Below are 13,071 nucleotides of genomic sequence, written 5' to 3'. Positions count from 1 at the left end.
TAAGATAGAAAGAAATAGCGACTAAGATTTACATTCATCCCGCCAGGCACGAGGTCATGACAGCTCAAATTCCAGTTGAGAAGAAGAAATTAGACAAAGCCCCCCTTTCGCTGCGCTATATGGGCGATCGTGTCCTGCGGCAGCCTACCAAGCGGTTTACCAAAATTGACGATGAAGTGCGGCGGCTAGCGCGCCAAATGCTGCAAACGATGTACACCGAAGACGGCATCGGGTTAGCTGCGCCTCAAGTTGGCATTAATAAGCAAATGATTGTGGTCGATCCCCAGCCGGATGAGGCAGCAAATCCGCCGATCGTCCTCATCAATCCGGTGATTATGGCTGAAAGCGATGATTTGTCCGTAATTCAGGAAGGCTGTCTTAGTATTCCCGGCGTGTTTATGGACGTGACTCGCTCGAAAGTCATCGAAGTGTCCTACAAAGACGACACCGGGCGACCCCAGAAACTGCGGGCAGACGGACTACTCGCGCGAGTCATTCTCCATGAGATTGACCACCTGAATGGCATTTTGTTTGTTGATCGAGTTGACAATGCGATCGCCATGAACCAGGAACTCGTGAAGCACGGCTTTTCCGTCAAAGATGTGCGGCGGATTAAATAGCCTGGTGAGCGTTTCACTCCAGCAATTCTAAATTGAACGAACTGGCGGCGGAAAGTGATTTCATGCCGCCCCTTTTTGTATAAGAATATTAAAATTTGCACTGATTCATAAAAGGTAGGATCTCGAGTGACTCCAAAAAGTGGTGTGCTGTTAGCAGGTTCCTGTGTGGCGGCGATCGCAGCCGTTGGTTCAGTCTTTGAACTCTCTTCTGGAATGCCTCAGCTTGGAACTGTGACAACCAGCATTATTTTGACGTTTGCTGTGCCGCTCACCGCAATTTTCTTTGTAGCGGCAGTGCAGGATGCTAGAGCCAATCAGTAGAACCAAATTTAAACAGCAAACAAGAAGCAAATATAATCAGCCAATCAATCGCGTGAGCGGCTAGCCGGATTTATCCACCCTGTCCCATTTCCAGCATGACTGGATCTCGCCCTGCTTCGGCTTTCCTTCGACAAGTTCATCCTCTGGATCAAACCAGTTCACCAATCATCTTTGTTTTGGTGACTCCTTCGAGTGTGCTGATCGGGCGAGACCCACGCTGCCAAATTGTGCTGGACTCTCAAATCTACGGTGGCGTGTCGCGTCAGCACGTTCGGATTTGCCCCTCTGCGTTTTCGCCCTCTGGCTGGGAAATTTGCGACCTCAATAGCGCAAACGGAACCTACATCAACGGGCAACGGCTTCAGGGATGCCGCTTTCTACGAGATGGCGATCGCATTACGCTGGCAAAAGATGGAGTGCAATTTCTATTTGCGCTACCGCTAGTCGAAGGAAAATCTCCCGACGGAAAATTAGCCCTGCCGACTCTACCCTCGTCGTCCTCAGCCGGAGTACCGCCTCCCGTACCAGATACCGTGACGATGAGCCAGCTTTTTCCGATTCTTTCGACCGGACAAGACTTGCGCCACAAGGCATATCTCATCCCCGGCGTGATGACCGTTGCCTTTGTGGTGCTGATGTTTGTGTCGATCGGTCAGTCTGGGCTGTTTAATTTGCTGCTAGCCGCCTACATTGCGGGCATCGCCTACTTTTTTGTCTATCAGCTCTGTGGCAAACAAAAGCCCTGGTGGGTGCTGCTAGGTGCTGCTCTAACCAGTACAATTCTGCTGCTTAGTCCGGTGCTGCCGCTCTTTTTATGGCTCTTTCGAGAGCTATTGCCAGGGCAAATTCCCCGTCCTGGAGAGGCAATCAGTCTACCGTTCGTTCTGATGAGAATGCTGTTTGGGGCAGGCTTAATGGAAGAGCTTTTGAAGGCACTCCCCGTTCTGATAGCACTCTGGCTAGGGACAAAGCTTCGATCGCCCTATCGCGAACAGATCGGCATCTGGGAACCGCTTGACGGCATCTTGCTGGGCACTGCCTCAGCCATTGGCTTTACGCTGCTGGAAACGCTGGGACAATACGTGCCAGGAATTATCAACGACGTGACGCTTCAGGCAGGGGCAGAATACGGTGAGCTAGTGGGGCTTCAGCTTCTGATTCCGCGACTGCTGGGGTCGATCGCCGGACACATGGCGTATAGCGGCTATTTGGGATACTTTATTGGCTTAAGCGTGTTAAAACCAACGCAACGCTGGCAGATTTTGGGAATTGGCTATCTCACTGCGGCAGGGCTGCACGCGCTCTGGAATGCTTCCGGCATGATTAATTTACTGGTGCTTGCCGTGGTTGGGGTGGTTTCTTATGCGTTTCTGGGGGCAGCGATTCTGAAAGCCAGGCTTCTTTCGCCCACTCGATCCCAGAATTTTGCAACTCGCTTTTTTCGATCGCGTTAAAGGAACTCCAGCCTGCTAAGGGAATTCGGAATTCGGAAGTCGAAATTCGGAATTCCGCAGCTATCAAAGGTCAGTGGGTTTCGTATCGTTTATCAAACAACGTGACAGGTGAATCAAGGCGACCCAGTAAAAGCCTTAGCACAATTGAGAATTCTAGATTTCGCAATTACGAATTCCAAATTATTTTTCGCTAGCTTCTGCGATCACACACCGGGCAGCGGCAAGGGCAACTCTGGCTTGCTCAATGCTCGAAAGCTGTTCCCAGGTAACCTGTTCCAGTGTCCGCACTGAGGTTTCCAGCACTTCGCCATCCTGGCCGCTCCGCATCGCAAAGGCATAAGGACGGGCAAGCACCTGCAAATCTTCTTCTGCCCAGGCAGGTAAACACTGTTGAACACACTGCACAAGCTGATCCGCCAGACTATCGCCAGAGGAAACAACCTGACGAGCATGGCTGGTGATATTGTTCATGAGCTGTTGCGGCATTTGGGCGGTGAGTTGCTGAAGCAGACCTGCAAAGCGGGAAACCTGCGTCGTTTGAGGTGCAGTTGCCCAGAGTTGATCGATCGTCGCGCCCAAGCGTTGTCCGGCTTCGGTCAATTCTGACTCCGTAAAGCCTGCCTTGATCACTTCCTGCTCCAGCATTGCAAAATACGCTTCGGCTTCGGGCTGGGCAGGATTCCAGGGATAGCTCGCGGTTTCCTCCAGGATTAGCTCCAGAAGTTCAATTTCGGACTGAGGGCGAAGCGAGGATGCCAGGGAAGGATTGTGATCTTGGTTCATAGGTCTGCTCCTAAAGACAACTGAATGAAAACTCTGTACGTTATCGTTTTCGTTACATAGGGCTACAGCAGCGAGTCAGCCAGTTCCGCAAGTGGACTGAAAAGTTTTTAGAAAAAAACAGTCCTTCCTCTGGGCGAGACTGCGATCGCCGATCGGGTGAGGAGGACAATCAAGGAATTGGACAATTCAGCCGGAACAAATAAAGCCATTTCTGGTGTCTCTGGTCGAGTGTCTTGTGTGGGCGTTTTAGGGCAGTCTGCTACCTGAACCGATTCCTCAATCATCAATCACAAACTCTAACGCCTGACTGCGCGGATTACCAAATTTGAGCTGAGTTCGCGATCGGAGGGGAATTTCTTCGTGATGCACTTTGCGCCAGCCGTCTCCATTATTCAAAATCCAAGTACCGTAGCGCGATCGATCGCGCAGCAGATAAATGGGTTCCTCTTCCTCGTCAGACGAATTGCGGCAAAAGATTTCTGCGTGTTCACGGGAAACGCCAATGTGCTGCAAAACGACATCGTTGCCTTCGCCCCGCCCTACGCGCATCATGCCGCCCCGCAACGACCAAGTTTGATTGGGAGCTACCACCGATCGCAGATACGCCTGCGGAACCTGACGACCGAGCCAGCTTGCTGTCTGGTCAGGAATTTCGGTGACGCCTTCGGTAAACGGACGAATCAGCTCGCCGTTAAACTCTGGGTGCATATAGAGAATCGGCAGCGTCCAGGCAGGATGGTTGAACTTAAACAGCATCAACAGATGTTGACGGGCGATCGCCACCGCTTCGTCAATCGGCGATCGGTGTGCCAGGGCTTGGGCAAATGCCTGAATAAAGTTCAACGCTTCCTGGTCGGTAATCGTGTCGCGCATTGCCAGCACCGCCGGAACGCCATGATGAATCAGCACTTCAGCCAAACTGCTGCGCGGAATGGTTTGCTGATTTCGCTGATCAGGCAATGCTCCCCAGCAGGCATTGAACACTGCCAGTTTGACTTGACAGCGCACCAGAACTTGCGCCAGCTCTGTACCGTTAATTGCCGCATCAGGACACAAAAACAGCAAGCCACCATCTGCTGCTGGCGCACCATGCCCCGAATAAAACAAAACGTTATAGCTGCCTGCCTCCAGCTCCTGAATTAGCTCGGCAGGGGTGGGCTGCACAAGCGTTTTGACCTGACAGGACGCTGTACCGCTGAAGGGATCAACTTCCGCAGCCGTTTCCAGCACTTTGGACAGTGCCGCCGCTTCTTGCTTCAGTGCCAGCTTTGCCTGCGGCATCAGGGAAGGGTCATAGTCGCCCACGTCCGAATCCTGCCCTAGCACCAGCAAAATTCTGAGGGACTGTTCCGATCGCAATAGCGGCAGGGGATCAACATCGCTCGTAGTGCGGCTAAACAAAAGCTGCTGGCTAAGCGACACTGCCTGTCGTCCTGGCTGGGGCTGCATGATCTCCCAGGGCAGCGAAATTAGGTTGGGATCGCGGATATCCAGCCGCAAGCGCAGCGGACGACTTTGCCCTCTGGCGATGCCCTGGCTCTGGTCAAAGCTGCTCTGAATCGAGCCGTCGAGCACCCATTGCCATAAACTGACTCCCAAGCTTTGCATCAGTCGGGCAGAATAGGGCGTTGCCTGACCTGCAGCGGGCGGGGCGGTGACTTCGGGAGTGAACTCCGGCAGCGACGGTAGATCAAAAAGCTGGGGCGTGTAGGGAAAATTGGACAGCGATCGAGACGGGAAAAAGTTTTGCCACGCTTGCCAAATTTCGGTCAGCGGCTGCGACCAGAGCCGATCGTGATGCACAAATCCCCCCGGATAGGGAGCTTGCCAAACCCAGATGGCAAAATGCTCAGGGTCGGCAGCCGTAGACCGGGCGATCGCTAGACTAAGGCAGGGGTTGTCAGGCATTGAAAAGGACGGAATTCAAGACCCAAATCGAAGACACACAACTTATCTTTACCAGTCTATCTGGTCTGGTCTGTTCCGTTGAAGCAGATTTCGGCATTCGTCAGCGGCGGTAAGGGTGCAGTGAAAACGGTGTCTCCTTTGTTCTGCCCGTTGAGTCTCTAGGGGCTGGGGCTAGCCTGGGGTTCCAGCGGAGGACAACTCGCCCGGTCAGTGGGCACATCGCGTGCGACGATCGGCAGCAAATCGGCTTCCCGGAGCCAGCCTTCCTGTCCGGGCTGCACTGGCGCAATTTTAGCCGCGATCTCCCCTGCAGGAGACTGCGAAGCTACCACAGACTGCTCAGCAGGCGGTGAAGCAGCAGACGGGGATTCAGCCGTTGGTGAACTGGTGGGCGGTGCCACGATCGGGACAGAGCAAACTCGCAGCTTCACCCACTGATCCTGCGCCGTTGCGCCCTGTTTGCTCAATACTTCCACAATGCTTCCGGCAGGAATAGAGCCGACTACCCCATCGGGAGAACTGCTTTGTGCCGCTTGCGACGATGAATTGTCTGGAGACACTTCCGGGTCTACAGGCAAAGGAGTGGGCGATGCGGTCGGCGAGGGAAGCAGCGACGGAACAGGTGCGGGAACGGTTGATGCGGCAGGGCGAGACTGCAAAATCAGCGCATTCGATGACGTTGCGGTTGGAGAGGCGGTTGGCGTTGGATCAGTTTCAGCAGGAAGGATCCGCAGCAGGGCATTGACATCTAGCGAAGTTGGGGCGATCGATGCAGAAGTCGAAGGTGCAGGCAGGAGTTCGCGGTTCACAGCCGCCTGACTGCCGCTTAGCTGCTTCTGACGAACGAGATATAAAGTGACAGCAAGCCCTGACAGAACCGAAATCAACAGCATCCAGGGCAGCCAGCGAAAGGAGGATGCTTTGCGAGGAATAATTCGGGTTTTTGCAGTGGCAGCAGCAGGCTCCGCGAGAGGGCGGGTTTGAGGCGAGGGAAAGAGCTGAACTGGAGCAGCAACCTGAGTTGGAGTACCCGATAAACCCGTTTCAACCAGGGAGGAGCGCTCGACTGAACGAGAGGTCGCACTTTCCCCCGAAAGAGCAAAGGGCAGGACGGCAGTGGGCTGTCTTCTGACAATTTGGCAGGAGAGCAAACCGACTGTCACATTGTCGTAGCCATTGCGAGTATTGCCGATATCGATTAGGTTCCGGGTAAGGGTGAGCAGATCGAGCTTGCCGGCCAGCACCGGGAGAATTTCTGTGTCCCAGATCTCTTCCACGCGATCGTTATCGCATAGCCCATCGGAGCAGAGCAGAAAAACGCTGTCTTCATCCAGCAAAAACCGTTGCACCGTGGGATAAAGCATCGACGAACCGACCATGCCCAACGCCTGCACCAGTGCCCCCGCGCTTGGCTGCTGAAGTGCCTGCCGATAGGTGCTGTAGCCCAACCGCACTTCCCGCGACGCAATATCGTCATCCACAGTAATTTGATGACAGCCCCAAGGCGTGACCCAGTAAGCGCGGCTATCTCCGAGATGGGCGATGTACAGTTCATGCTTGCGAACCAGTGCCATTACGATCGTCGTCCCCATGCGTTGGCGATCGAATCGCTGTTCGCTGTCGTTGCGCTGGCTGATTAAATCGTTGGCAAGACAGGCAGCCTTTTCAAGTTCGACCATCAAACTTGCGGAATCGAGCGTTTCAACCTGAAGCGACAAGACTCGCTGTGCGACAGCTTCGATCGCGAGGTGCGAAGCCACATCGCCCCCCTGATGCCCCCCAATGCCGTCACAAACGATGACCAGCGGCAAAGGCACATCCGACTGCTCAGTGCCGCTTGCGGGATAGCAAGCATCTTCATTGCGCGGGCGGGTTGGCCCCTGATCAGTGCGAGTGGCTATTTGAATCTGGTAGGTCTGCGACTGCACCACCTGAGCAATCGCCCAATCAAGCTGATCGACTAACTGCTCAGCATTCTGAATCCTGCCTTCAATCAGCTGTTGACAGAGCTGTTGGAGAAATCCCTGAATCTCCGATCGCGCTGTAGCAACCCAATCCAGCCAGCTTTGTCCTAACTGGGACAGCATCAACGGTGAGCGGCTGGTTTGAAGCTCCAAGAGTCGCAGTAGTCCGCCTTCGACGCGCAATCGTTCTGAATCCAAAACTGTTGCGGCGCACCTTTCCTCACTAAGCGGCTGCCAGAGCTGAGCGATTTGCCAGAGCCAGTGAAGCTGTCGAAAGGGCGTCGCCGATTGCCACATTTGCGGCAAGCTGGGAAAAAGCAGTACCTCAGAGTCGGACTGATTGGACTGCGGTAAATCAATTCCCCCTAGAGAGAACTGCGAAGCAGCCGATAAACTCTGTTCTGCAATGCTATCGGGTCGGTAGATCGGAGCCTGATCAAGCAGCAGCAGCGTATTTTCGGGGGTGTAGTGAGTCGTCTCTGACTCAAACTGAAGCCAGTCATAAATCTGCGGCACATGAAGCTGACAGGAAGACAGCCGCAAATAGGGCAGTAGCGGTTCGGGAACCTCACCATAGCTCATAGGTGGCAAGCCGGGCTTGCTATCCAGAAAGATGCGAGATCCCTTACACAAAAACCGATCGCTCAGCACATCTCCTGCCCGATACGCAGATGCCATTGCCCCAACTGCCCAGAGATAGCGACGAATCAAAGGAGTCCGGCACTTCTGGCAAAATCGATGGGTTTCTGGATTGGGGGTCTGACAGATCGGATTAGAGCAGTAGAGCATTGCTGCGGCAGGGTAAGAAAAGCCAGAAATTCAGCAGTCCTCTCAGGATAGCTTAGCCCCCTGCACGATTGACGAGTTTCAGGTGTTTTTTTAGCATTACTCAGAGCTTAGACCAGGGCATTCGCGATTTGCACAACGAATTTTCACAGTAGCCTGTCCCATACCTGTCCCTTAAGTGTGCAGACATAGACCAATGCAGATATAGACCAATATAGAAATGTGCAGATATAGCAGATTCGTTGCTGCGCCTATTCTTCCTAGTTCATCAAAATATCTGAGCATTCATCGCTTTGATTGCTCCAAACCGTCTCCCTAGCCCCCTTGAAAGGCTACTGTGTACCCCCTCCCGCCACCCCGGTTCAAATTGCTACCGCTTCCCCTTGCCTTCAATGTTGGAGGAAACCGAGCCTAATTGCGTGTGCAACCTAACTCGGTGTTCAAAATTCCCCGCGTAAGAATTTAAGGGGCTGCAAAACTGGAAACACGCACAAGAACCGCTAGTGAGGACACAGTAGCCGATCGTGGAGTGAAATCTAGCCCTCCTATTAAATCTAGACCTCCTATTGATTTGAGAGCCAGTGGTTTGAAAGTCCCCTGTTCACGAGAAATTTAGGGAGCAGCATAGGAGATTTGCAGCTTCAAACAAGCTCTACGGAAATGAGCACTATTTGATTGCGAGGTGATTGTCCGCCTCTTCGTCGGAGTAGCGTGGCAGTCCCAGACTAAAGTTTTTAACGCGGCTATTCAGGTTGTAGGACACTTTTCCCGCCATTAGCAGCGATCGAATAAAGTGTTCCAGGTCTGACCCAATCCGGCGCAGGTTATAGTTCGTTAAATCCTGACTTTCGTAAGCCGCAACCAAACTCTCGAACCGCTGATACACTTCCTGAAGGGCAGCGTCGTTCCATTCCAGTTCGTTATCTGGATCGATGTCCAGAGTCAGCTTGTCCTCCGACTCGACCAATCTGTCGTTCTCAACTTCAGCCGTAAAAATACGGACATGGCGGGTTGTACACTTAAGCAGCATAAAACTCAGTCCACAGGAATTTATAACGATATCTTACAGGGTAGCCGGAACGATCGCCGAATTGCCCTTGCCCTCGCCTCACTGATACCGAGTAAGAAGCATTTCCCGCAGCCGGACATTAGAATAGGCAAGGGTGTTTATCGCAACAACAACTTGAAGACTTCTACCCAAATTGAAGGCTACAAGACAGTTAAACCTTACCGAGAAAGTGATGCAGCGCGACGAGTCGCAAAATCAATCCCGGATCGAGCTTCCTGCTCAACCCCAAGTCCAATCCCAAGAGCAGTCGCAGAGCAAGCCGTACAAGCCCCGAAAGGGCAACTACTGGCAGCGTCAGCGACGATCATCCCTTCGGGGAACTGCGGAGCAACCGGGAAGCTGGGTAGACCTTCTGAAAAGTTTGTCGTTTCTAACTGCTAGCAGTTTGAGCCTGGTGACGGTGCTGTTGCTATTGAACATGGTGCGATCGGGGACTGGTTTTCTTGGCAAGATCTTTGGGGTGGTGACTGCGCCTCAGCCTGCTCCCCAGGTAGACGTGCGATCGGCGGTCGTGCAGCAGGTACGGGGCGTGAGCGAACTCACCACTGCCATATTTGTAATGGAAACGGTAGTTCCTACCAGCCGGGAGCGGACGATTAGTGGCTTGGTCGTCGGTAAAACTACGCTGCTTTATATCGGTTATGGGGAAGTGCGTGCCGGACTCGATCTCTCTTCCCTGACTGCCGATGCCGTGCAAACCCAAGGAGATAGCCTGCTGCTGCGCCTGCCGCCCCCCAGAATTCTCGATAGCAAAATTGATGTTAACCGGTCGAAGGTCTATGACTACGATCGCGGCTTCATGGGCATGGGACCCGACGTTGCCCCCGAACTGCAAGATCTTGCTCAGCGCAAAACCCTCGAACGACTGATTCAGTCTGCCTGTAGCCAGGGTTTACTCCAGACTGCAAACGATCGCGCTCGCCTCGCCATTAGCCAACTTTTATCGACAACCGGATATCGCCAGGTGACGATCGAGACGCAGCCGCCTACCGCTGATGCCTGCCCCCCGCCCGCGCCAGAGCTACCATCAGGAAACCCCGCTGAAAGCGCGCCAGCTATCCCGCCTTCTTAGAAATGCTTTGAAAATGCTTTAAGCGTCCGGTTCTGGCCCAGAGCCGTTTCCAAATTCCAGGGAAGGCCTGTCCCAGAATTCAAAGTTCCTCAGGATTAGGGAATTTAGGGGGCAATGTACCACCGCTCACCCTCCCCCAACATCCGCATCCCGCCTATCCCTTCTTACCCCCTATGCTGATTTCTTTTCCATCAGTTGACTCGATTCTCGATCGCGCCCTTGCCGGACAGGATTTAACCGTGGCTGAGGGAGTCGTGTTACTGCAACAAACTGAGCCAACCCCGCTGAGAGCCATTCGAGAAACTGCCGATCGCCTTAGGCAGCAACAGGCCGGCGAAACGGTGACCTATGTAGTGAACCGCAATATTAACTTCACTAATATCTGCGAGCAGCATTGCAGCTTTTGTGCATTTCGGCGCGATGCAGGGGAAGAGGGAGCATACTGGCTAAACGAGGCAGCAATTCTCGAAAAAACAGCAGATGCGGTGCAGCGAGGCGCGACCGAAATTTGTATGCAGGGCGGATTGAACCTTGAGGCAAAACATCAGGGAACCTCGATCGCCTACTACGTGCGCCTGATTCGCCTGATCAAAGAAGCGTTTCCGCAGCTTCACCTGCATGCCTTTTCGCCGCAGGAAGTCCAGTTTATTGCCCGAGAAGACGGCTCAACCTATGCTCAGGTCATTGCTGCACTCCAGGAAGCAGGCGTTGGCTCAATGCCGGGAACGGCGGCTGAAGTGCTAGATGATTCAGTTCGCAAGATTCTCTGTCCTGAAAAAATCAATTCCACCACCTGGCTTGAAATCGTAGAAACTGCGCATCGCTTGGGAATGCCAACCACCAGCACACTGCTCTCTGGACACATTGAAACTCCAGAGCAGCAAATGCACCATCTGGATCAGCTTCGATCGATTCAGCAACGATCGATCGATTATGGCAATCAGCGCATTTCAGAATTTATCCTGTTGCCGTTTGTCGGCCAGGAAGCTCCTAAACCGCTTCGGCGGCGAGTCGGACGCGACCAGCCCGTTCTGGCAGATTCATTGCTGCTGATGGCAGTTGCCCGCATTTTTCTCGGCAACTGGATCGCCAACCATCAGCCAAGCTGGGTCAAGCTCGGACTCCACGGCGCAACCGAGGCACTCACCTGGGGCTGCAACGATATTGGCGGTACGCTCATGGAAGAACACATCACCACGATGGCAGGCGCACAGGGTGGAACCTGCATGGAAGTCTCAGACCTGCGATCGGCAATCGAGTCGATCGGTAGACCTGCCAAGCAGCGTGACACTCTGTATCAGTGGATCGAGGATGGTCAGGTTTAGAGATTTAGAATCAAGCCAGCCTTGCCAAGTCGGGAGACAGGCGATCGACTAATCGTTGCATCTTGTGGGCAGCCGTTAGCGTTAAAGCTAAATTCGGCATTTCTTGATGGCAGTGGGGGCAGAACCAGTAGACGCCACCTCGACGAGCATGACGCAGCAATGGTTCAGAGCAGCAGGGACAAAGAGTGGAGGTGTTCATAAAGTTTTATCAATAAATAGCACAGCAGAGAAACAGAACCGAAGACACGAGACGGGTTAATCCCGTTATGAGTTGCTGACTCAGCCGTGAGGCTAAAAGTTTGATTTAGAAAATGAGAAACGCAATTTGACTCAACAAGGAATGCAAACTGAACTAGCAAGTTTTCACAAAATTCGTTTGATCAATAAGGAAGTAAATGATTAATTTTTTATTACAGAGTTCAGCTTAAATCGTTGATGAAAAAGGGTTTGAACCGCCAGGGACTAATTAATCCTATAGAAATAAGAATAATATAGAAAAGAAGTGGCAGGGATCTGCCCTAAGGCCGATTCAGACTAGAAAAATTAAATTTTGCTTTAAGTTTTGTAATGTACTCCTGAAGAGTGAAAGGGCTGTTTGCTCCAACAATAACGAATTACGAAAGCAAAAAACTGTTTTCCAAATAACATTCTAAAGAATCTTGAAATTAGAGCTCAGAGATAAACTTATCTAGCAGATTGAGATGGATCTATACCATCAGTTTTCTTCTCATCTCAATATGCAGGATACCTGCTTCATAAAAAGGTTCACCCTGCTGCTGAAAACCTAAACGCTCATAAAAATTCTTTACTTGAATTTGAGCATTCACTTTTACTTCTGCAATCTTTTGACCGCTGAGGTGATCGATCGCCTTTTGCATCAAAGCCTGACCAATGCCTAGTCCACGAAACGATTTTAGAACTGCAACGCGCTCTATTTTGGCAAGCTGCTCACCCAAGTACCGAATTCGTGCAGTGCCGACAGGCTCACCGTTCCAGTACGCCATAAGCTGAGTTGCACCTTCATCCAGACCATCAAAATCAAGATCTACCGCAACGCTTTGTTCTTCCTGAAACACTTTTCGGCGAACCTGTTCGATCGCGTCCACCGCATTTGCGAATGTAACAACCTGCAGTTCCAATTGATTCATTGCGGCTTAACAATTGACATCCTGGCGGATTGCTAATTCCAATTTTCCGAAATCTGAACCCAATCGCAACTCTCGGATTAGAAGGCTTCTGAACCGCTCTACAGAATTTGCAATGCACCTTTCAAAGAATCGGCATCGTGCGTATTCACACACAAATGCTGAACCGAGATATCAGGCTTAAAAGGCTTAACTGAATTGGAAAGAGTATTTCTCCTGATTCAGTTGCAGCCAAGTTATCTTAAGTTCAGCATTCAATTCAGCTTTCTCATCTTTGCTTTACTCAGTTGCTTCACAGTTCTCCAAACAGGTGGCCCTATCCAGTTAAGATCGGCGTTCGGGCGGTAACGGAAGCAACGTTTGTTTTATGAAATCAGCTTGCAAAGAGCTTGCAGAAACTTACTTTGCAAACGACTAATTGGAATGATCGGTTTTACAGGTAGACAAGATTCGCTGATCGTTTGCGCTTAGCTCGTCAATTCGCTGAAATCCTTCCAGTCCGACGGGTGCGATCGTCTCTCCGCCAGCCATTGCAACCGAGCTGGAGGTATCTAGCGCAATCGCGTAGGGGTGCTGAGTCTGCTCATAGCTATCCACTACCGTCAACGCCAGCCGATCGGCTTC

General features: G+C 52.2%; 12 protein-coding genes. 5 read left to right on the top strand and 7 right to left on the bottom strand.

The window, feature by feature from the left end; translation table 11 throughout:
- The first annotated feature begins 56 nt into the window (after positions 1–56).
- The 3 genes from def (at position 57) to H6F80_RS02985 (ending at position 2,395) form a co-directional block, all read left to right on the top strand.
- On the top strand, positions 57–620 hold the full coding sequence (def, locus tag H6F80_RS02995; RefSeq protein ID WP_190790127.1) for a peptide deformylase: 564 nt from the start codon (positions 57–59) through the stop codon (positions 618–620).
- Between the two features lie 126 nt (positions 621–746).
- A complete protein-coding gene (locus H6F80_RS02990) occupies positions 747–941 on the top strand; it encodes a hypothetical protein (protein WP_190790126.1) in 195 nt (64 codons plus the stop codon).
- A gap of 95 nt (positions 942–1,036) precedes the next feature.
- Entirely contained in the window at positions 1,037–2,395 is a 1,359-nt protein-coding gene (locus H6F80_RS02985; RefSeq protein WP_190790125.1) for a PrsW family glutamic-type intramembrane protease, read from the top strand.
- A gap of 180 nt (positions 2,396–2,575) precedes the next feature.
- Here the strand turns inward: H6F80_RS02985 and H6F80_RS02980 are convergent, their stop codons facing one another.
- The 4 genes from H6F80_RS02980 to H6F80_RS02965 all read right to left on the bottom strand — a co-directional run bounded on the left by H6F80_RS02980 (position 2,576) and on the right by H6F80_RS02965 (position 8,866).
- Positions 2,576–3,178: a hypothetical protein gene (locus H6F80_RS02980; RefSeq protein WP_190790124.1), complete on the bottom strand. Its 603-nt coding sequence runs from the start codon at positions 3,176–3,178 to the stop codon at positions 2,576–2,578.
- 276 nt (positions 3,179–3,454) lie between these two features.
- The gene (locus tag H6F80_RS02975) at positions 3,455–5,086 is read right to left on the bottom strand and encodes a CHAT domain-containing protein (RefSeq protein ID WP_190790123.1); all 1,632 of its coding nucleotides are present in this window, start codon (positions 5,084–5,086) and stop codon (positions 3,455–3,457) included.
- Positions 5,087–5,244: 158 nt separating this feature from the next.
- Entirely contained in the window at positions 5,245–7,839 is a 2,595-nt protein-coding gene (locus H6F80_RS02970; RefSeq protein ID WP_190790122.1) for a protein phosphatase 2C domain-containing protein, read from the bottom strand.
- A gap of 664 nt (positions 7,840–8,503) precedes the next feature.
- Complete coding sequence (locus H6F80_RS02965) at positions 8,504–8,866, bottom strand: NAD(P)H-quinone oxidoreductase subunit M (RefSeq protein ID WP_190790121.1); 363 nt, start codon at positions 8,864–8,866, stop codon at positions 8,504–8,506.
- A 211-nt stretch (positions 8,867–9,077) separates the two neighbouring features.
- On the opposite strand from H6F80_RS02965, the gene H6F80_RS02960 reads away from it, so the two are divergent.
- Positions 9,078–9,977: a DUF4230 domain-containing protein gene (locus tag H6F80_RS02960; protein ID WP_190790120.1), complete on the top strand. Its 900-nt coding sequence runs from the start codon at positions 9,078–9,080 to the stop codon at positions 9,975–9,977.
- A gap of 173 nt (positions 9,978–10,150) precedes the next feature.
- Positions 10,151–11,302, top strand: coding sequence for a 7,8-didemethyl-8-hydroxy-5-deazariboflavin synthase subunit CofH (cofH, locus tag H6F80_RS02955; RefSeq protein ID WP_199296334.1), 1,152 nt, complete (start codon positions 10,151–10,153; stop codon positions 11,300–11,302).
- 10 nt (positions 11,303–11,312) lie between these two features.
- Here cofH and H6F80_RS02950 read toward each other — a convergent pair whose 3' ends face one another.
- From H6F80_RS02950 to H6F80_RS02940, 3 genes are all read right to left on the bottom strand, one after another.
- Positions 11,313–11,501 carry a hypothetical protein gene (locus H6F80_RS02950; RefSeq protein ID WP_190790119.1) on the bottom strand — a complete coding sequence of 63 codons (189 nt, stop codon included), beginning with the start codon at positions 11,499–11,501 and terminating at the stop codon, positions 11,313–11,315.
- A 508-nt stretch (positions 11,502–12,009) separates the two neighbouring features.
- Positions 12,010–12,450: a GNAT family N-acetyltransferase gene (locus H6F80_RS02945; RefSeq protein ID WP_190790118.1), complete on the bottom strand. Its 441-nt coding sequence runs from the start codon at positions 12,448–12,450 to the stop codon at positions 12,010–12,012.
- Between the two features lie 411 nt (positions 12,451–12,861).
- On the bottom strand, positions 12,862–13,071 hold a 210-nt coding region (locus tag H6F80_RS02940; RefSeq protein ID WP_199296333.1), incomplete at its 5' end, for a hypothetical protein.

This window comes from Leptolyngbya sp. FACHB-711 (assembly GCF_014695615.1).
GTDB lineage: Bacteria > Cyanobacteriota > Cyanobacteriia > Elainellales > Elainellaceae > Leptolyngbya_A.
The sequence above is the reverse complement of the archived record's forward strand: the minus strand, read 5'-3'. Positions and strand labels throughout refer to the sequence as shown.